Raw genomic sequence first — 18858 nt, forward strand, 5'->3', positions numbered from 1 at the left:
CAGGTGCGCGAATGCCGCAACTCCCCAGACACGAAACAGGGCCCCGGATCGCTCCGGGGCCCTGTCGTCGTATCGGCTGACTAGCTGTAGTTGCCGGGGGTGAAGTCGTCGCTCGAGAATGCGTCGAAGTCGACGAAGCTCAGGTCGCCCTCGGTGAAGGCGGCGTCGTCGGTGAAGATGCGGTTCGGGTACCGCTCCGCCTTCGCCTCCTCAGTCGCCTCGACCGCGACGTTCCGGTACCTCTGCAGTCCGGTGCCGGCGGGGATGAGCTTGCCGATGATGACGTTCTCCTTGAGCCCGACGAGCGGGTCGGACTTGCCCTCCATGGCGGCCTGCGTGAGCACGCGGGTCGTCTCCTGGAAGGACGCGGCCGACAGCCACGACTCGGTCGCGAGCGAGGCCTTGGTGATACCCATGACCTCCTGGCGGGCCGAGGCGGTCTTCTTGCCCTCGGTCAGCGTTGCGCGGTTGATGCCGTTGTACTTCAGGCGGTCGACGAGCTCACCGGGCAGCAGGTCGGTGTCGCCGTGGTCGACGACCGTGACCTTGCGCAGCATCTGGCGCACGATGACCTCGATGTGCTTGTCGTGGATCGGCACGCCCTGCGAACGGTAGACGTCCTGGACGCCGTTCACGAGGTGCTTCTGCACTTCGCGAACACCCTTGACCCGCAGGACTTCCTTCGGGTCGACGGTGCCGACGATCAGCTGCTGACCGAGCTCGACGTGCTGGCCGTCTTCGACCAGGAGGGTCGAACGCTTGAGCACGTTGTACGCGATCGGCTCGTCGCCGTTGTCGGGCGTGAGGATGACCTTGCGCTGCTTGTCGGTCTCGTCGATCGTGATGCGACCCGGGGCCTCGACGATGGGCGACGCACCCTTGGGGGTACGAGCCTCGAAGAGCTCCTGCACGCGGGGCAGACCCTGCGTGATGTCGTCGGCCGAGGCCGAACCACCGGTGTGGAAGGTACGCATCGTGAGCTGCGTGCCGGGCTCACCGATCGACTGGGCCGCGATGATGCCGACGGCCTCGCCGATGTCGACGAGCTTGCCGGTCGCGAGCGAACGGCCGTAGCACTTCGCGCAGACACCGACGGCCGACTCGCAGGTGAGCACGGAGCGCACCTTGATCGACTCGACGTTCGCGGCGATGAGCTCGTTGATGAGCACGTCGCCCACGTCGGAACCGGCATCGGCAACGACCTCGCCCTTGGCGTTGACCGCGTCGGCGGCGAGGCTGCGGGCGTAGACCGCGTTCTCGACGTTCGGGTCGCGCACGAGCGCCCCCGAAGCATCCGTCGTCGCGATCGGCAGCTCGAGGCCCTTGGTCGTGCCGCAGTCGTCTTCGCGGATGATCACATCTTGCGAGACGTCGACGAGACGACGCGTGAGGTAACCCGAGTCGGCGGTACGGAGGGCCGTGTCGGCCAGACCCTTGCGGGCACCGTGCGTCGCGATGAAGTACTCGGCGACCGAGAGGCCCTCGCGGTAGCTCGAGATGATCGGGCGAGGGATGATCTCACCCTTCGGGTTGTTCACGAGGCCTCGCATGCCGGCGATGTTGCGCACCTGCAGCCAGTTACCACGAGCACCCGACGTCACCATGCGGTTGATGGTGTTGTCGGTCGGGAAGTTCTCCTGCATGGCCTTGGCGACCTCGTCGGTCGCCTTGGTCCAGATCTGGATGAGCTCCTGGCGACGCTCGAGGTCGGTCGTGAGACCCTTCTCGAACTGGCCCTGGACCTTGGCGGCCTGCTTCTCGTAACGCCCGACGATCTCCGCCTTGTTGGGCGGCGTCAGGATGTCGGAGAGTGCAACGGTCACGCCCGAACGGGTCGCCCACTTGAAGCCGGCGTCCTTGATGCGGTCGAGGGTAGCTGCGACCTCGGTCTTCGGGTAGCGCTCGGCGAGGTCGTTGACGATCTCCGAGATCTGCGTCTTGCCCGCCTGCGCGTTCACGTAGGGGTAGTCGACCGGCAGCGCCTCGTTGAAGAGGGCGCGGCCGAGGGTCGTCTCGAGCAGGTACGGCTTGCCGGGAACGAAGTTCTCGAGGGTCTCGCCCTCGGCGAAGTGCAGCCCCTCGAGGCGGATCTTCACCGTGGCACCCAGGTCGAGCGCGAGCTCGCCCGGACGGTTCTGGTCGAACGCGAGGATGGCCTCGGCGATCGACGAGAACGCGCGGCCCTCACCTGCGGCGCCGGGCTTGCCGGTCGTCAGGTGGTGCAGGCCGATGATCATGTCCTGCGTGGGCAGGGTCACCGGGCGGCCGTCGGACGGCTTCAGGATGTTGTTCGAGGCGAGCATCAGGATGCGGGCCTCGGCCTGCGCCTCCACCGAGAGGGGAAGGTGCACGGCCATCTGGTCGCCGTCGAAGTCGGCGTTGAACGCAGCACACACGAGGGGGTGGAGCTGGATCGCCTTGCCCTCGACGAGCTGCGGTTCGAAGGCCTGGATGCCGAGACGGTGCAGCGTGGGTGCACGGTTCAAGAGAACCGGGCGCTCACGGATGATCTCTTCGAGCACGTCCCAGACCTGCGGGCGCGAACGCTCGACCATGCGCTTGGCGGCCTTGATGTTCTGAGCGTGGCTCAGGTCGATCAGGCGCTTGATCACGAACGGCTTGAAGAGCTCGAGCGCCATCTGCTTGGGCAGACCGCACTGGTGCAGCTTCAGCTGCGGGCCGACCACGATGACCGAACGGCCCGAGTAGTCGACGCGCTTGCCGAGCAGGTTCTGGCGGAAGCGACCCTGCTTGCCCTTGAGCATGTCGCTCAGGGACTTGAGGGCGCGGTTGCCGGTACCGGTGACGGGGCGACCGCGGCGACCGTTGTCGAACAGTGCGTCGACGGCCTCCTGCAGCATCCGCTTCTCGTTGTTGACGATGATCTCGGGAGCACCGAGGTCGAGCAGACGACGAAGACGGTTGTTGCGGTTGATCACACGACGGTAGAGGTCGTTGAGGTCGGAGGTCGCGAAGCGGCCACCGTCGAGCTGCACCATCGGGCGAAGCTCGGGCGGGATCACCGGCACGACGTCGAGCACCATCGCAGCCGGCGAGTTGCCGGTCTGCAGGAAGGAGCTGACGACGCGCAGGCGCTTGATCGCGCGGATCTTCTTCTGGCCCTTGCCCTCGGAGATCTGCAGGCGCAGGTCGTCGGCCTCGGCGGCCAGGTCGAAGGCCAGGAGGCGCTTCTTGATGGCCTCGGCGCCCATGTAGGCGTCGAAGTACATGCCGAAGCGGTCCTGCAGCTCGTGGAAGACGGAGTCTTCGGGCTTCAGGTCGCCGACCTTGAGGGTGCGGAAGTCCTCCCACACACGCTCGAGGTGCGCGATCTGCTCGTCTCCCGACTTGCGGACCTGCGTCATCTCCTTGTCGGCCGCGGCCTCTGCGCGCTTCTTCTGGTCGCTCTTGGCGCCCTCCGCCTCGAGTGCGGCGAGCTCCTCCTCCTTGCGAGCCATCAGCGTCGCGATGCGAGCGTCGCGCTGGTCGCCGATGGTCTTGATCTCGAGCCGGAGCTCGTTCTCGAGGCCGGGCATGTCGGCGTGACGACCCTCGTCGTCGACGTCGATGACCATGTAGGCGGCGAAGTAGATGACCTTCTCGAGGTCTTTCGGCGCCATGTCGAGCAGGTAGCCGAGACGGCTGGGCACACCCTTGAAGTACCAGATGTGCGTGACCGGGGCTGCGAGCTCGATGTGGCCCATGCGCTCGCGGCGCACGGAGGACTTGGTGACCTCCACGCCGCAGCGCTCGCACACGATGCCCTTGAAGCGCACCCGCTTGTACTTGCCGCAGGCGCACTCCCAGTCGCGGCTCGGGCCGAAGATCTGTTCGCCGAACAGACCATCCTTCTCGGGCTTCAGGGTGCGGTAGTTGATGGTTTCGGGCTTCTTGACCTCACCGTAGGACCACTTGCGGATGTCCTCTGCGGTGGCCAGGCCGATGCGAAGCTCGTCAAAAGTCGTTGCGTCGAGCAATTTCTCTCCTTGGAAAGTCTCTGGAATCGTCTACTGGCCTGGCTTAGATCTCGTCGATGTTCGACGATTCGAAGCGCGCGGAGATATTGATGCCGAGCTCTTCCGCAGCGCGGAAGGCCTCGTCATCGGTGTCGCGGAGGGAGACCGCGGTGCCGTCGGCCGAGAGCACCTCGACGTTCAGGCAGAGCGACTGCATCTCTTTCATGAGCACCTTGAAGGACTCGGGGATGCCGGGCTCCTGGATGTTCTCGCCCTTGACGATCGCCTCGTAGACCTTGACGCGGCCGAGGATGTCGTCGGACTTGATCGTGAGGAGTTCCTGCAGCGCGTACGCGGCGCCGTAGGCCTGGAGCGCCCAGACCTCCATCTCACCGAATCGCTGGCCACCGAACTGCGCCTTACCACCGAGCGGCTGCTGGGTGATCATCGAGTACGGACCCGTCGAACGCGCGTGGATCTTGTCGTCGACGAGGTGGTGCAGCTTCAGGATGTACATGTAGCCGACCGAGACCGGGTACGGGAACGGCTCGCCGGAACGGCCGTCGAGGAGCTGCGTCTTGCCCGTCGAGTCGATGAGTCGCTCGCCGTCGCGGTTGGGGAGCGTCGAGTCGAGCAGACCCGCGATCTCCTCCTCGAGGGCGCCGTCGAACACCGGGGTCGCGACCTTGGTGCCGGGCGCGGCCTCGTGGGCTTCCTTCGGAAGCTTCTTGGCCCACACCGGGCTGCCGTCGACCTTCCAGCCCTGCTTGGCGACCCACCCGAGGTGGGTCTCGAGCACCTGGCCGAAGTTCATGCGACCGGGGATGCCGAGCGGGTTCAGGATGACGTCGACCGGCGTGCCGTCAGCGAGGAACGGCATGTCTTCGACCGGGAGGATCTTCGAGATGACGCCCTTGTTGCCGTGACGGCCGGCGAGCTTGTCGCCCTCGGTGATCTTGCGCTTCTGGGCGATGTAGACGACCACGCGCTGGTTGACGCCCGAGCCGAGCTCGTCGTCGCCGTCTTGCGAGTCGAACACCTTGACGGCGATGATCGTGCCGCGCTCACCGTGGGGCACCTTCAGCGACGTGTCGCGAACCTCGCGGCTCTTCTCGTTGAAGATGGCACGCAGCAGGCGCTCCTCGGCCGACAGCTCGGTCTCGCCCTTCGGCGTGACCTTGCCGACGAGGATGTCGCCGGGGCGAACCTCTGCGCCGATGCGGATGATGCCGCGCTCGTCGAGGTCGGCGAGGAGATCGGGGCTGACGTTCGGGAGGTCACGGGTGATCTCCTCTTTGCCGAGCTTCGTGTCGCGCGCGTCGACCTCGTACTCCTCGATGTGGATCGAGCTGAGCACGTCGTCTTTCACGAGGTTCTGGCTGAGGATGATCGCGTCTTCGAAGTTGTGACCCTCCCACGGCATGAACGCGACGAGCAGGTTCTTGCCGAGCGCGAGCTCGCCGTTGTCGGTCGCAGGACCGTCGGCGACGACCTCGCCGGCCTCGACGCGGTCGCCCGCGTTCACGACCACGCGGTTGTTGTAGCTCGTGCCCTGGTTGGAGCGGTCGAACTTGCGCAGGAAGTAGGTCTGCGTGCCGCCCTCATCGAGCTGCACGGTGACCGAGTCGGCCGAGACCTCGGCGACGACGCCCGCCTTGTCGGCGGTGATCACGTCACCGGCGTCGATCGCGGCGTAGCCCTCCATGCCGGTTCCGACGAACGGCGAGTCGCTGCGCAGCAGCGGCACGGCCTGGCGCTGCATGTTCGCACCCATGAGGGCGCGGTTCGCATCGTCGTGCTCGAGGAACGGGATGAGGGAGGTACCCACCGACACCATCTGGCGCGGCGAGACGTCCATGTAGCCGATCGCGTCGGCCGGGAACAGGTCGACCTCGCCGCCCTTCTTGCGGGCGAGCACGCGCTCTTCGGCGAAGTGGGCGTCTTTCGTCAGCGGGGCGTTGGCCTGCGCGACGATGTGCTCTTCTTCTTCCATGGCGGTGAGGTAGTCGATCTGCTCGGTGACCTTGCCGCCGACGACCTTGCGGTAGGGCGTCTCGATGAAGCCGAACGAGTTGATGCGCGCGAACGATGCGAGCGAGCCGATGAGGCCGATGTTCGGGCCTTCAGGGGTCTCGATCGGGCACATGCGGCCGTAGTGCGACGGGTGCACGTCTCGCACCTCGACGCCGGCGCGGTCTCGCGAGAGACCGCCGGGGCCGAGGGCCGAGAGGCGACGCTTGTGGGTCAGGCCCGCGAGCGGGTTGTTCTGGTCCATGAACTGCGACAGCTGCGAGGTGCCGAAGAACTCCTTGATCGCGGCGACGACGGGTCGCACGTTGATCAGGGTCTGCGGGGTGATCGCCTCGATGTCCTGCGTCGTCATGCGCTCACGCACGACGCGCTCCATGCGGCTGAGGCCGGTGCGCACCTGGTTCTGGATGAGCTCGCCGACCGCGCGGATGCGACGGTTGCCGAAGTTGTCGATGTCGTCGACGTCGAGGCGCAGTTCGACGGCCTTGCCGGCGCGGCGGCCGGGCAGGGTCGTGCGCTCGTCGTGCAGCGCGACGAGGTACTTGATCGTGGCGACGATGTCCTGCACCGTCAGCACCGAGTCGGTGAGGGGAGCCTCGAGGCCGAGCTTGTTGTTGATCTTGTACCGGCCGACCTTCGCGAGGTCGTAGCGCTTCGAGTTGAAGTAGAAGTTGTCGAGCAGCGCACGCGCGGCTTCGGCGGCGACCTGCTCGCCCGGGCGCAGCTTGCGGTAGATGTCCTTGAGCGCCTCTTCCTTCGTGAGGATGTTGTCCTTCTCGAGGGTGAGGGCGATGGACTCGTACCCGGCGAACTCCTCGAGGATCTCTTCGGAGGTCAGGCCGAGGGCCTTCAGGAACACCGTGACCGACTGCTTGCGCTTGCGGTCGATGCGAACGCCGACCTGGTCGCGCTTGTCGATCTCGAACTCGAGCCAGGCACCACGGCTCGGGATGACGCGAGCCGAGTAGATGTCCTTGTCGGAGGTCTTCTCGGGGGTGCGCTCGAAGTAGACGCCCGGCGAACGCACGAGCTGCGACACGACGACACGCTCGGTGCCGTTGATCACGAAGGTGCCCTTGGGGGTCATCAGCGGGAAGTCGCCCATGAAGACGGTCTGCGTCTTGATCTCACCCGTGAGGTGGTTCATGAACTCCGCGTTCACGTACAGCGGTGCAGAGAAAGTCTTCGACTTCTCTTTGCACTCGTCGATCGTGTACTTCGGAGGCTCGAGCTCAGGGTTGGTGAACGAGAGCTGCATCGTCTCGCCGAGGTCTTCGATCGGAGAGATCTCTTCGAAGATCTCTTCAAGACCCGTGGTCTCGGGCAGGTCTTGACGACCCGCCGCCTTGCCGTCGGCGAGGCGTGACTTCCACGCCTCGTTTCCGACGAGCCAGTCGAAGCTCTCGGTCTGAAGAGCGAGCAGGTCGGGTACCGTGAGGGTATCGGTGACCTTGGCGAACGAGAGACGGCTTGCACCGCGTCCGTTCTTGGGGGTGGGCGTGGTTGCGTTGCGCGCAGCAGCCAAGTGAGTAACCTCCATGGCCCCGTCGGGCCGGTTCACTGTCGGTAGCGGAGAGTGGTACCCCACAGACGCATGCGAATGCCGAGACCGACGAGATCTCGACACGCACGAAAAGCCGACCGCAATATGAAGGCGTGGTGGGTCTGGGAGCGCAAAGGTTAACTATATGTCGCCAGACGCGCCGTGTCCAGTCGATTCTTGATTTGTCCGCGATTCTCCGGTATAACCCGATTTCGGGTGCCGATCCGGGCCGGAATCCCCGACGCGCAGGCCAGTGCCGAACCTCACCGGCGCCGCGACATCCGTGACACCATGCGGTCATGGAGCCGCGCATCGAGTTCGAGACCGACGTGTTCTCGGCGACCGGGCTGACCCTGCTCGTCGAGGGCACGGCGCAGTCGCACGTCGACCCGGTCGACCCCACGCGCCTCTTCTTCGAGTACACGCGCCGCATCGGCCACGTCATCGATTCGGCGGGCGAGCAGGGCGCGCCGCTTCGCGTGCTGCACCTCGGCGGCGGCGCGCTCACGCTCGCCCGCTACGTCGCGGCCACCCGGCCTGGTTCGCCGCAACTCGTCGTCGAGCTCGACGGCGAGCTGATGGGCGCCGTGCTCACCCGGCTGCCGCTTCCGGCGGGCGCCCTCGTCGAGGTCGTCGTCGGTGATGCGGCATCCGCCGTGGGTGAACTGACCGGGCCGTTCGACGTGGTGATCGTCGACGTGTACCGAAAGCTCGAGGCGCCGGCCTTCGTCGCGACCGTCCCGTTCATGAGCGGATGCCTCGGCCTCACGGCCCTCGGCGGAGTGCTCGTCGTGAACGTGGCCGACGCCGCGGGACTCGGCCGGCTGCGCGACCAGGCGAGAGCGGTCGCCCGCGCCGACCCGGCGGCGACACTGCTCGTCGCGGGCGACCCGTCGGTGCTCTCGGGCGCCGACGCGGGCAACGCCGTGCTGGTCGCGGGCCGGGGAGCCCTGCCGGCCGGGCTGCGCGAGCGGCTGCTCACGCAGGGCCCGCTCCCCTCTGCGCTGCTCGAGGGCGAGCGGCTCGACTTCGTGCTCTGGGGCGCGTGCTGAGCCCGGTGGCCGCGCACTGAGCCCTGCGGGCCACGGCTGCCGCTCGGCGGGCGCGCGGTAGCGTGGCAACCGTGTCAGAGCTCGAACGTCGCCTCGCCGTCAGCGGCCACCTCGCCCGGCTCGAGGAGTCGCGCCAGTCGCCGGGCTCGTGGACCCTCTACGTCGACGGCACGCCGCAGTCGCACGTCGAGCTCGAGCGGCCCGACTGGCTCGGCTTCGAGTACGTGCGGCGCATCGGCCACGCGATCGACCTCGTGCGCCCCGAGGGGCAGCCGATCACGGCCGTGCACCTCGGGGGCGGGGCCTTCACCCTGCCGCGCTATGTGGCCGAGACCCGCCAGGGGTCGCGCCAGCAGGTGATCGAGCTCGAGTCGGAGCTCGTCGAACTCGTGCGCGAGCACCTGCCGCTCCCCCGCACCGCCCAGGTGCGGGTGCGCCACGGCGACGCTCGCGAGGTGCTCGCGAAGCTGCCGCCGGGGCTCGACGGCGCGGTCGACATCGCCGTCGTCGACATCTTCTCGGGCGCGCGCACGCCCGCGCACGTGACGAGCGCCGAGTTCTACGGCCTCGTCTCGCCGCGGCTCGCGCCCGGCGGCATCGTCGCGGTCAACGTCGCCGACGGCGCAGGGCTCGCGTTCGCGCGCTCGCAGGCCGCGACCCTCGCGCACGTCTTCGAGCACCTCGCGATCGCCGCCGACACCTCGATGCTGAAGGGACGCCGGTTCGGCAACGTCGTGATGTACGCGTCAAACGACGAACTGCCGTTCGCCGGCCTGCCGCGCCGGCTCGCGAGCGATCCGGCGCCCGCCAAGCTCGTCGACGGCGACGAGCTGCGACGCTTCATCGCCGGCGCGCCCGTCGTGACGGACGCCACGGCGGTGCCGAGTCCGCCGCCGGCGCGTTCGGTGTTCCTCTCGAAGCCCTGAGGCGCGAGCGCTCGCGCGGCGAAGGCGCTCGTGCGCCGCTCGCCGCTCAGTCGCCGAAGGTAGTCGCGTCGATGACGAAGCGGTAGCGCACGTCGGAGGCGAGCACGCGCTCGTAGGCGACGTTGATCTCCGATGCCGGAATCACCTCGATCTGGGAGCCGATGCCGTGCTCCGCGCAGAAGTCGAGCATCTCCTGCGTCTCGCGGATGCCGCCGATGTTGGAGCCGGCGAGGGTCTTGTTGCCGCCGATGAGCGACATCACGCCCACCGCGAGCGGCTCGCCTGGCGCACCGACGCACACCATCGCCGCGCCTGCGTCGAGCAGGGAGAGGTAGGCGTCGAGGTCGATCACGGCACTGACCGTGTTGAGGATGACGTCGAACGAGCCGCGGAGCTCGGTGAACGTCGCCGGGTCGGAGGTCGCGCGGTAGTGGTCGGCGCCGAGACGCAGCCCGTCGTCCTGCTTGCTCAGCGTCTGTGAAAGCACGGTCACCTCTGCGCCGAGTGCGTGCGCGAACTGCACGCCCATGTGCCCGAGGCCGCCGAGGCCGACGATCGCCACGCGCGTGCCGGGGCCGACCTTCCAGTGCCGGAGCGGCGAGTAGGTGGTGATGCCGGCGCACAACAGGGGCGCCGCGACGTCGAGGGCGAGGGCGTCGGGAATGCGCAGCACGAACGACTCGGTCACCACGACCTGCTCGGAGTACCCGCCCTGGGTGACAGTGCCGTCGCGGTCGGCGTCGCCGTAGGCGAAGACCGGTCCCTCCACGCAGAACTGCTCGAACCCGCGGAGGCAGTGGCGGCACTGCCCGCACGAGTTGACCATGCAGCCCACGCCGACCCGGTCGCCGACGGCGTGCTTGGTGACCGCTTCGCCGATCTCGGAGACGGTGCCGGTGATCTCGTGGCCGGGGGCGAGCGGGTAGCGCTGCGCGCCCCAGTCGCCGCGCACCGTGTGGATGTCGGAGTGGCAGATGCCGGCGAAGGCGATGTCGATGCGCACGTCGAGCGGCCCGAGGGTGCGGCGTTCGATACGGGTGCGCTCGAGCGGAGCGGCTTCGCTCGGCGCGGCGTAGGCATTGACCAGGGTCATCTCGGGTTCCTCGGGGCTCGGGGCAGGGGCGTTCGGCGAGTGGGACGCCTGCACGACGCTACACGCGTGTGTCGACGAGACGGATTCACGCGTGCCGGAACCGCACCACTTGACCCGGCCGCAACTGGGCAACGGCGTCGAGTGAGGCGGGCGAGATGATCGCGATGACGGGGTAGCCGCCGGTGACCGGTCGATCGGCGAGCAGCATCGTCGGCCGGCCGTCGCCCGCGACCTGGATCGAACCGGGCACCGTGGCCTCGCTCGCGAGCTCGCCGGGCACTCGCCGCTCGAGTGCCTGGCCCTCGAGCCGGGCGCCGACCCGGTCGGCCTGGCCCGAGAGGCGCCAGGCGTCGTCGAAGAGCGTCGCGCGCGCGGCATCCGTGAACCAGTCGGCTCGCGGGCCGGGCAGGAGCGCCAGGGTCACGACCTCGGCCGGCGGCGGGAACGCCGCTTCGCGATCGAGCAGGGGCACGGATGCCGCGGGCGGCGGGCCGATCGCGAGCACTCGCCCGGCGGTCACCGGTTCAGGTCCGATCGCGGAGAGCGTGTCACGCGATCGGGAGCCGAGTGTCGCCGGCTCGTCGATGCCGCCTCGCACCGCGAGCAGGTACCGCGCTCCGCGTGCGGCCGGGCCGACCTCGAGCGCGGCGCCCGCCGCCGCCCGGGTCGCGGTGTACGGCGCGATCGAGCGACCGTCGACCGTCACCGGCCCCCAAGCGCCCGTCACCGCGAGCCAGGCCTCGTCGTCGAAGCGCGCCCGGAACCCGCCCATCAGGATCTCGAACCCGGCCGCCCCATCGGGGTTGCCGACGAGCCGGTTCGCGAGGGCCAGGGCTCCACGATCGAGTGCTCCCGAGCCGGCGACGCCCACGTGCGCGAGGCCAGGCCGGCCGAGGTCTTCGACGAGCACGAGTGGCCCGGCCTCGATCACGGTGATGCGGTTCACGGGCTGCCGACCTCCCTGAATCGCACCCGCCTGCCGGGCAGCAGGAGCGCCGGCGACGGAGCTGCGGGGTTCCAGAGCTCGGCATCGGTGCGACCGATCAGCCGCCAGCCGCCAGGGCTCTGCCGTGGGTAGACGCCCGCGAACGCTCCGGCGAGCGCGACGGCGCCGGCCGGCACGCGGGGCCGCGGGGCGTCGAGCCGAGGGACCTCGAACGGCCAGTCGTCGCTGACGAGGTAGCCGAAGCCCGGAGCGAAGCCGATGAACGCGACCCGCCACTCGACGGCCTTGTGATGCGCGATGAGCGCCTCGGGTGAGACGCCGAGGGTGCCCGCCGTCTCGTGCAGGTCGACGCCGTCGTACACCACGTCGATCACGACCTCGGAGGCGACGCGTCCAGCCCGACGGGCGCCGGCCTCTGCCGGAACCCGCCGGATCCAGGTCGCGGCCGATTCGAGCGGCAGCCGGTCGGGGTCGACGGCGACGAGGATGGTGCGCGCCGCCGGCACGAGTTCGACCACGCCCGGCGGCGGCTCGGCCGCGAGCGCGTCGTGCAGCGCGAGCACCTCGTCGAGCGAGTCGCACTCGACGAGCACCGCCGCGTCGCCGCTCGGCAGCAGTCGACGGCTCATGCGAACGCCTCGATCGCGATGCCCGAGCGTTCGAGCGCCGATCGCACGGCGCGCGCGATCACGACGGCTCCGGGGGTGTCGCCGTGCAGGCACAGCGAGTCGGCGCCGAGCTCGACCCGGCTGCCGTCGTCGGCGGTGATGCCACCCGTCTCGACGATCTCGAGTGCACGGTCGGATGCCGCGGCGGGATCGTCGACCACGGCACCCGGCTCGCCGCGCGGCACGAGGCCTCCGTCGGCCGCGTAGCCCCGATCGACGAACGCCTCGCGGGCGTACCGCAGGCCCGCGGCATCCGCTGCCCGTTCGATCGCGCTCGTCGGCGGCCCCAGGAGCGGCAGCGCCGAGTCGTACGCCGCGACCGCCTCGGCGAAGGCGTGTGCAGCCGACTCGTCGACGGCGAGCCGATGGTAGAGCGCACCGTGCGCCTTGACGTACCGCACGCGCGTGCCGGCCGCGCGAGCGACGCCGTCGAGCGCGCCGAGCTGGGCGAGCAGCTCCGCGGCGATCTCGGCCGGAGTCGCGTCGAGCGAACGCCGCCCGAAGCCGGCGAGATCGCGATAGCCCGGGTGCGCGCCGAGCGCGACCCCGTGGCTCGCGGCGAGTCGTGCGCTCGACAGCATCGTCATCGCATCGCCGGCGTGGAAGCCGCACGCGACGTTCGCGCTCGAGACGAGGGCGAACATCGCCGCGTCGTCGCCGAGTCGCCACTGGCCGAACGACTCGCCGAGGTCGCTGTTCAGGTCGGTACTGGTCACATCGTCGCTCATCACGTCGTTCTCGGCGGGCATGCCTCCCATTCTGGCGCGGACTCCCTCAGACTGGAGTGGGAGGACGGATGACACGGACGCACGCAGGCCATCGATCCGCCGGGCGAGCGGGGCGCGCGGCATCCGTCGCGCTCATCGCCGTCGTGCTTCCACTCGCGCTGCTCGTCGCGTGCACCGCCGCCCCGCCGCTGCCGACGCCGACCCCGTTGCCGAGCTCGGACCCCGCGACCGACTCGCCGACCCCCACGCCGGTGCCGCCGGCGCCGCCGCCGGCCGTGCTGCAGCCGGCCGGAGCACCGGAGCCGATCGCCTCCGGGCTCGAGGCGCCGTGGTCGATCGCACTGCTTCCGAACGGCGGGGTGCTCGTCAGCGAGCGCGACAGCGGCGACATCGTCGAGGTGCTCGCCGACGGCTCGCTGCGCGTCGCCGCGACCGTGCCGGGCGTCGCCGCGGGCGGAGAAGGCGGCTTGCTCGGGCTCGCCTTCCTGGCCGGCGACGGCGAGCGCGGCGACCAGGTCTACGCGTACCACACCGCGGCATCCGACAACCGGGTCGTGCGGATGCCGCTCAGCGGCGCCCCCGGCGCGCTCGCGCTCGGCGCCCCCGAGCCCGTGCTCACCGGCATCCCTCGCGGCGGGGCGAACCACAACGGCGGCCGCATCGCCTTCGGCCCCGACGGGCTGCTCTACGTCACGAGCGGTGACGCCGGCAATCGCGATGCCGCGCAGGACCCGGCGTCGCTGTCGGGCAAGATCCTGCGGGTGACGGCCGACGGCGCGGCCGCGCCCGGCAATCCGTTCGGCAACGCGGTGTGGTCGCTCGGCCACCGCAATCCGCAGGGCATCGCGTGGGACGCGCGCGGCGACATGTGGGCCGCCGAGTTCGGGCAGAACACCTTCGACGAGCTCAACCGCATCTCGCGCGGCGGCAACTACGGCTGGCCGATCGTCGAGGGGGCGGCGGGCGACCCGCGCTTCATCGACCCGGTCGCGCAGTGGTCGACGTCGGAGTCGAGTCCGAGCGGGCTCGCGGTGATCGGCGACACGCTCTTCCTCGCGGCGCTGCGCGGCGAACGCGTCTGGAGCGTCGCGCCCGCGACCGCCGGCGGTGCGCTCACCGCGACGCCGTGGTTCGCCGGCGAGCTCGGGCGCATCCGCGATGTCACCGTCGGCCCCGACGGCTCGCTCTGGCTGCTCTCGAACAACACCGACGGGCGCGGATCCCCTGGCGAGGGTGACGACCGGCTGTACCGGGTGCCGCTCGCGCCGCCGGGATGATCGCGGTCTCGCCGCGAACGCCGCCACCTCCTCGCCCGTGACGGCGGGCGGGACTATTCTCAGTTCCATGGCGGATCTCGAGCGCGTTCGGCGGTGGGCCGAGGCCCTCATCGTGCTGCACCTCGACGCCGCCACCTGGAGTTTCGGGTTCGACAACGCGAAGAAGCGCGCGGGCCTCTGCAACTACACCGACAAGCGCATCTCGGTCTCGCGCTACCTCGCCGCCCGCTACGACGACGACGAGATCCACCAGGTGCTGCTGCACGAGATCGCGCACGCCCTCGCCGGCCCGCGCGCCGGGCACGGGCCGAAATGGGCGTCGACCGCCGCGGGCCTCGGCTACGTCGGCCGGCGCACGCACGACGGCGAGGTGGCGCACGAGCTCGCGCCGTGGGTGGGCCGGTGCCCGGCCGGTCACGAGCACTTCCGCTACCGCGAGCCCCGCCGGCAACTGAGCTGCGGACTCTGCCAGCGCGGCTTCGATCGCGCGAACCTCATCGTGTGGCGCCGGCGCGAGATCACCACGGCCGTGCGCCGCAAGGCCGCGAGCGCCGCAGCAGGCTGAGCGGCGCACTCCGAGCCAGTATCTTTGGTTGCATGCCCGTCTCCACCGTCTCGATCGCCGTCGGGCAATGGTTCACCACCGGCGACGCAGTCCGCTGGTGGTTCGACTCGGGTTCCTTCGCACTCGATTTCGCCTACACGGGCCCGATCGGCGGGCTCCGAGCCGATGAGCTGCTGCACGCACCCGACGACCTCACGCAGTGGCTGCACGAGCGATTCCCGGTGGCCGTCGGCGCCGCCCGCTCGCGAGACCTGTTCGATGCGATCGCGCTGCGCGACGCGATCAGCCGCATGGCGCTCGCCGCGAGTCGCGACGAAGCGCTGCGCGCGGCCGACATCGATCTCGTGAACCTCTATGCCGCAACACCCGACATTCCGCCGTCGCTCGCCGGGGGCATGATGCAGGCCGGGCGTTCGGTGCAGACGGTGCCGCAAGCGCTCTCGACGATCGCCCGCGATGCCGTCGACCTCTTCTCACCGGCGAACGCCGAGCGCATCCGGTGCTGCTCCAGCGACGACTGCGACGTCGTCTACCTCGACACCTCCCGCGCGGCGAGCCGCCGCTGGTGCTCGATGCAGCGGTGCGGCAACCGGGCGAAGGTTCGCGCGCACCGCGCTCGCAAGGCCGTGCGCGTCGCCGCCTGAGCGGCGCCCGCACCGGTCGGGCTTCGGCCTCAGCCGCGAGACGCCTTGCCGGCCGTGCCGCCGGCCCGGAGCACCCGCGCGGTGTCGCTCGAGTCGAGTGCCGCGGCCGTGTGCAGCTCGGCGGCACTCAGTCCGGCAGCCGCCGCCGAACGGCCGGAGGTCGATGCCGAGGTGAGGTGGCGTACCGCTCGGCGCAGACCGCCGAATGCCGCTGCCGCGACCGCCGCTTCAGGAGACGTGTCGTCGACGCCGAGCCCCGCGAGCGCGTCGATGACGGCGCCGGCGCCGAGCAGGTCATCGGCCGCGAACCGCTCGTCGGCGTCGCCTGCACCGACCACGGCGATGAACGCCCGTCGGCCGAGCCGCTCCTGCTCGGCGAGGATCCAGCGCGCAGCGGCACTCGCGTCGACGAGCCCGGCCTCGAGCACGGCGGCATCGATGGGCGCGAGGCCGGCGAGATCGACCGCGCCGCCACCGAGGTTCGGCGTCCGCCCCGCGGCATCCGGCAGCACGTCGACCCAGACCAGGATGTCGACACCGGCGCCGATGCGGGCTGCACCTCGACGCCCCCAATCGAACCTCACCTGGTACTTCGCTTGGGCGTCGGGGCTCGGGTTCTGCTCGTTCACCCGCACAGGTTATCCCGGGGCGGCGGGCACGCCCTCGCAGATGACGCCGACGACCGATGAGCGCGTCACACGCTCGCGGTCAGCGACCGCGGTAGAGCGCCAGCCCCTCGGCATCGCTCGCCCGCGAGGTCGCCCGTCGCGCAGCGTCGAGCGCCGCCACGGGATCCGGCTCCTGATGGGCGATCACGAGTTGCCGCTCGGCCTCGGCGAGACGCGTGCGCGCGTCGGCGCCGACCGCGTGGCCGCCGCGATCGATCGCGGCGCGAGCGACCCTGAGCTGGCTCTCTGCGATCGCGATCGCGCCGCCGAGGGCGCCGCGAGCGCCGTCGAGCCGCCCCTGCGCGTTGCGGGCCGCGGCTCGGGTGACCTCGAGGCGGTCGCGGCACGCCCGCAACCGGTCGCGGTCGGCGAACGGGTCGCCCGCCAGCGCCGACCGGCCGGCCATGGCGGCGGACCCGTCGCCGATCGCCGATCCCAGCGATGACGCCGCGTCGGGGTCGTCGTGCGCATCGCGCTCGCGTCGGGCCGCGACGAGTTCGGCGTCGAGCGCGGTCGCCTCTGCTGCGGCATCCGCTTGTGCTGCGGCCAGACGGAGCTCGACCTGCTCGATGTCGTCGAGATCGCGAACGGCGCGCTCGAGATCGTCGCTCGCGGGGCCCAGTCGATCGGCCGCGGGTTCGCCACGATCCAGGTGCGCCCCGGCCTCGTCGAGTGCACCGGCGGCGGTGGCGAGCGCGGCCTCGGCCCGAACGAGCGCGGCGTGCGGCTCGGCGAGCGCCGACGGTGCGAATCGAGTGGCCAGCCGCCCGAGCACGGCTTCTGCCTCGACCCGGCGACGGCCGAGTCGTTCGGCCTGCTGTCTCAGTGCCGGTAGCTCGGCGTACACGCCCCGCTCGCTCCGGCGGCGCGAGGCGATCGACGACTGGGCATCGTCGAGCGCACCGATCACTGAGGTGCAGAGCCCCTCGATGCGCGCGCTCCAGGTACGGCGCTCGGCGGCCGTGTCGGCGTCGGCATCGTCGAGCCGCTGCTGCAGGATGAACGCCTCCCGCATCCAGCCACGGGCCCGCTCGAGGGCGGCTCGCATCGAGGCCACGTCGTCGGCGCCGAACTGCGCCTCGGCGAAGGCGAGCTCGCGCTCCGCGTCGCGCACGGCGTTGTCGGCCTGCACGATGAGGCCCTTGGCCCGCACCTCGACGGCGGCCCCCGCGGCGAGTGCGGCGCGTTCGCGGCGGGCACCGCCCCGGCGCAGGGCCACGACGCCGCCGATGAACGCCGCTACGGCCGCTCCGAACACGAGGAGGGAGGGCAACCACCAGAGTCCGTCGGGCATGAGCGGGAGTCTAGGCGTTCGTGATTCACGCGCCCCGTGCGTCGGCTCCGAATGCGGCGCGGCGCTTGGCAGCGGCATCCCCTCGCCCTACTCTCGGCTCATGCGGGTGCTCCTGAAACTCACGCTCGATTGCACTCCGGATGCCGCGTGGCGAGCGCTTCGGAGCCCGGCCGTGCTGCGCGAGGTCGTGGCGCCGTGGCTCGATTTCGACTCCCTCGAGCCCGGCGGGCTGCCGACCGTGTGGCCCGAGGGGCCGCACCGCCTGCGGGTGCTCGCGTTCCGCCGCTACCCGATGGGCGAGGAACGCGTCGATCTCAGCAGTCCTGGCGGCCTGCCGGCGGGCGTGCGGATGCTCCGCGACGCGGGCGGGGCCGAGACCGGGCCGTTCGCGGCGTTCGACGAGTGGGATCATCGCATGGCCGTCTCGGCCCTGCCCGACGGGCGCACGCTCTACCGCGATCAGCTGCTCGCGACAGCGGGCGTCGCCGATGCTCTGCTCTGGTACCCGACGTGGGCGTTCTGGCAGTGGCGGGGCATGCAGTTGCGCCGGCTCGCGCCGAGCTGGCGGTACGACCCGCCGGGAACGGCCGACGCCGCCGTCGCCGCCGACGACGTGACACGAGGAGCAGCATGACCGACACCCTCGGCGCCCTCCAGCTCAGCGACTGGCGACGACGCGTCTTCGGGCTCTACTCGGGAGTGCGGCAGCTCAGCGTGCACTCGCCGCAGGCGGGCCACGACCTCTGGAAGTCGGCTCGAGACGAGCTCTTCGCGGGACATCCGCAATCACCGCTCCTGCCCGACGACCGGGCGCGCTTCACCGGCCTCACTGTGGCGAGGTACGACCCCGACTGGCGCTTCGAACTCGAGGTGCACCGCCCGGCCGAGCCGGTGCGCATGAACGTCGACAGCGCCACCGACGGGGTGATCGCGTTCTCGCTCGTCGGCACGGTGCGCATTCCCTACCTCGGTTCGCTCGACGTCTGGCGTCTCACCGGTTATGGCGGCGGACTCTTCGTGCCCGTGAAGGACGCCCTCGCCGGTGCGCCCGGCGGCACGTACGGCGGCGGCCGGTACCTGCTCGACACCGTGAAGGGCGCCGACCTCGGCCCCGGCGCCGAGCCCGACACGATCGTCGTCGACTTCAACTTCGCCTACAACCCGTCGTGCGCCTACGACCCCTCGTGGTCGTGCCCGCTCGCCCAGCCCGGCAACACGCTGCGTCACGACGTGCCCGTCGGCGAGCGGATGGCGCGCTGACCCGCATACAGGGTGTGCGCAGGGGCATCCGCTACACTCAAATACGGCGAGCGCGATGACCGCGCCGCCTGCGTCGTAGAAACGCTTCCGGGCATTGCATCTCGTGCAGTGGCCCGTTGACTCTCATACGGCGAACGGATGCGCCGACCGGCGCCTTCGCCAAACACCCACCGCCGGGTCGAGAACCCTCCGCAACGCGGAGCTCGA

Annotated in this window: 15 protein-coding genes; 7 read left to right on the top strand and 8 right to left on the bottom strand. The window is 70.3% G+C overall.

The genetic code is table 11. The features are described from left to right. Positions 1-80: 80 nt before the first annotated feature. Both rpoC and rpoB read right to left on the bottom strand, forming a co-directional pair. On the bottom strand, positions 81-3977 hold the full coding sequence (rpoC, locus tag H521_RS0115345) for a DNA-directed RNA polymerase subunit beta' (RefSeq protein WP_022893908.1): 3897 nt from the start codon (positions 3975-3977) through the stop codon (positions 81-83). Between the two features lie 43 nt (positions 3978-4020). After that, on the bottom strand, positions 4021-7512 hold the full coding sequence (rpoB, locus tag H521_RS0115350; protein WP_022893909.1) for a DNA-directed RNA polymerase subunit beta: 3492 nt from the start codon (positions 7510-7512) through the stop codon (positions 4021-4023). Between the two features lie 317 nt (positions 7513-7829). Here rpoB and H521_RS23715 point away from each other — a divergent pair, with 317 nt between their 5' ends. Both H521_RS23715 and H521_RS0115360 read left to right on the top strand, forming a co-directional pair. Then, positions 7830-8582 carry a spermidine synthase gene (locus H521_RS23715; protein WP_022893910.1) on the top strand — a complete coding sequence of 251 codons (753 nt, stop codon included), beginning with the start codon at positions 7830-7832 and terminating at the stop codon, positions 8580-8582. A gap of 71 nt (positions 8583-8653) precedes the next feature. After that, positions 8654-9508 (top strand): spermidine synthase, encoded by an 855-nt coding sequence (locus H521_RS0115360; RefSeq protein WP_022893911.1) that lies wholly within the window; start codon positions 8654-8656, stop codon positions 9506-9508. Positions 9509-9554: 46 nt separating this feature from the next. On the opposite strand, the gene H521_RS0115365 is transcribed toward H521_RS0115360, so the two are convergent. The 4 genes from H521_RS0115365 to H521_RS0115380 form a co-directional block, all read right to left on the bottom strand. Beyond that, positions 9555-10601, bottom strand: coding sequence for an NAD(P)-dependent alcohol dehydrogenase (locus H521_RS0115365; protein WP_022893912.1), 1047 nt, complete (start codon positions 10599-10601; stop codon positions 9555-9557). Positions 10602-10686: 85 nt separating this feature from the next. Then, the gene (locus tag H521_RS26490; protein ID WP_022893913.1) at positions 10687-11547 is read right to left on the bottom strand and encodes a 5-oxoprolinase subunit C family protein; all 861 of its coding nucleotides are present in this window, start codon (positions 11545-11547) and stop codon (positions 10687-10689) included. Beyond that, positions 11544-12176, bottom strand: coding sequence for a 5-oxoprolinase subunit B family protein (locus H521_RS26495; protein ID WP_022893914.1), 633 nt, complete (start codon positions 12174-12176; stop codon positions 11544-11546). The genes H521_RS26490 and H521_RS26495 overlap by 4 nt, the downstream gene beginning before the upstream one ends. After that, on the bottom strand, positions 12173-12964 hold the full coding sequence (locus tag H521_RS0115380; protein WP_022893915.1) for a LamB/YcsF family protein: 792 nt from the start codon (positions 12962-12964) through the stop codon (positions 12173-12175). Before H521_RS0115380 ends, H521_RS26495 begins: the two co-directional genes overlap by 4 nt. A gap of 47 nt (positions 12965-13011) precedes the next feature. Between H521_RS0115380 and H521_RS0115385 the strand changes: the two genes are divergently transcribed. From H521_RS0115385 to H521_RS0115395, 3 genes are all read left to right on the top strand, one after another. Beyond that, complete coding sequence (locus tag H521_RS0115385; protein ID WP_040424776.1) at positions 13012-14220, top strand: PQQ-dependent sugar dehydrogenase; 1209 nt, start codon at positions 13012-13014, stop codon at positions 14218-14220. 67 nt (positions 14221-14287) lie between these two features. After that, on the top strand, positions 14288-14785 hold the full coding sequence (locus H521_RS0115390) for a SprT-like domain-containing protein (RefSeq protein WP_022893916.1): 498 nt from the start codon (positions 14288-14290) through the stop codon (positions 14783-14785). Between the two features lie 32 nt (positions 14786-14817). Next, positions 14818-15429, top strand: coding sequence for a CGNR zinc finger domain-containing protein (locus H521_RS0115395; protein ID WP_022893917.1), 612 nt, complete (start codon positions 14818-14820; stop codon positions 15427-15429). A gap of 29 nt (positions 15430-15458) precedes the next feature. Here the strand turns inward: H521_RS0115395 and H521_RS0115400 are convergent, their stop codons facing one another. Both H521_RS0115400 and H521_RS0115405 read right to left on the bottom strand, forming a co-directional pair. Next, positions 15459-16058, bottom strand: a complete 600-nt coding sequence (locus H521_RS0115400) for a 2-phosphosulfolactate phosphatase (RefSeq protein WP_026482342.1) — start codon at positions 16056-16058, stop codon at positions 15459-15461. 79 nt (positions 16059-16137) lie between these two features. Next, positions 16138-17391: a hypothetical protein gene (locus H521_RS0115405; RefSeq protein ID WP_022893919.1), complete on the bottom strand. Its 1254-nt coding sequence runs from the start codon at positions 17389-17391 to the stop codon at positions 16138-16140. Positions 17392-17491: 100 nt separating this feature from the next. On the opposite strand from H521_RS0115405, the gene H521_RS26300 reads away from it, so the two are divergent. Both H521_RS26300 and H521_RS26305 read left to right on the top strand, forming a co-directional pair. After that, on the top strand, positions 17492-18025 hold the full coding sequence (locus H521_RS26300; protein ID WP_040424777.1) for a hypothetical protein: 534 nt from the start codon (positions 17492-17494) through the stop codon (positions 18023-18025). Further along, positions 18022-18651, top strand: coding sequence for a DUF1684 domain-containing protein (locus tag H521_RS26305; protein ID WP_022893921.1), 630 nt, complete (start codon positions 18022-18024; stop codon positions 18649-18651). The genes H521_RS26300 and H521_RS26305 overlap by 4 nt, the downstream gene beginning before the upstream one ends. Positions 18652-18858 lie beyond the last annotated feature (207 nt).

This window comes from Agromyces subbeticus DSM 16689 (assembly GCF_000421565.1).
GTDB classification, from domain to species: domain Bacteria; phylum Actinomycetota; class Actinomycetes; order Actinomycetales; family Microbacteriaceae; genus Agromyces; species Agromyces subbeticus.

What these genes read in the sequence shown, in the direction of transcription:
- H521_RS0115380 (WP_022893915.1), bottom strand. Translation starts at nt 12,964, where the DNA reads ATGCCCGCCGAGAACGACGTGATGAGCGACGATGTGACCAGTACCGAC.
- H521_RS26495 (WP_022893914.1), bottom strand. Translation starts at nt 12,176, where the DNA reads ATGAGCCGTCGACTGCTGCCGAGCGGCGACGCGGCGGTGCTCGTCGAG.
- H521_RS0115405 (WP_022893919.1), bottom strand. Translation starts at nt 17,391, where the DNA reads ATGCCCGACGGACTCTGGTGGTTGCCCTCCCTCCTCGTGTTCGGAGCG.
- H521_RS0115395 (WP_022893917.1), top strand. Translation starts at nt 14,818, where the DNA reads ATGCCCGTCTCCACCGTCTCGATCGCCGTCGGGCAATGGTTCACCACC.
- H521_RS0115390 (WP_022893916.1), top strand. Translation starts at nt 14,288, where the DNA reads ATGGCGGATCTCGAGCGCGTTCGGCGGTGGGCCGAGGCCCTCATCGTG.
- H521_RS26300 (WP_040424777.1), top strand. Translation starts at nt 17,492, where the DNA reads ATGCGGGTGCTCCTGAAACTCACGCTCGATTGCACTCCGGATGCCGCG.
- H521_RS0115385 (WP_040424776.1), top strand. Translation starts at nt 13,012, where the DNA reads ATGACACGGACGCACGCAGGCCATCGATCCGCCGGGCGAGCGGGGCGC.
- H521_RS0115365 (WP_022893912.1), bottom strand. Translation starts at nt 10,601, where the DNA reads ATGACCCTGGTCAATGCCTACGCCGCGCCGAGCGAAGCCGCTCCGCTC.
- H521_RS26305 (WP_022893921.1), top strand. Translation starts at nt 18,022, where the DNA reads ATGACCGACACCCTCGGCGCCCTCCAGCTCAGCGACTGGCGACGACGC.
- H521_RS23715 (WP_022893910.1), top strand. Translation starts at nt 7,830, where the DNA reads ATGGAGCCGCGCATCGAGTTCGAGACCGACGTGTTCTCGGCGACCGGG.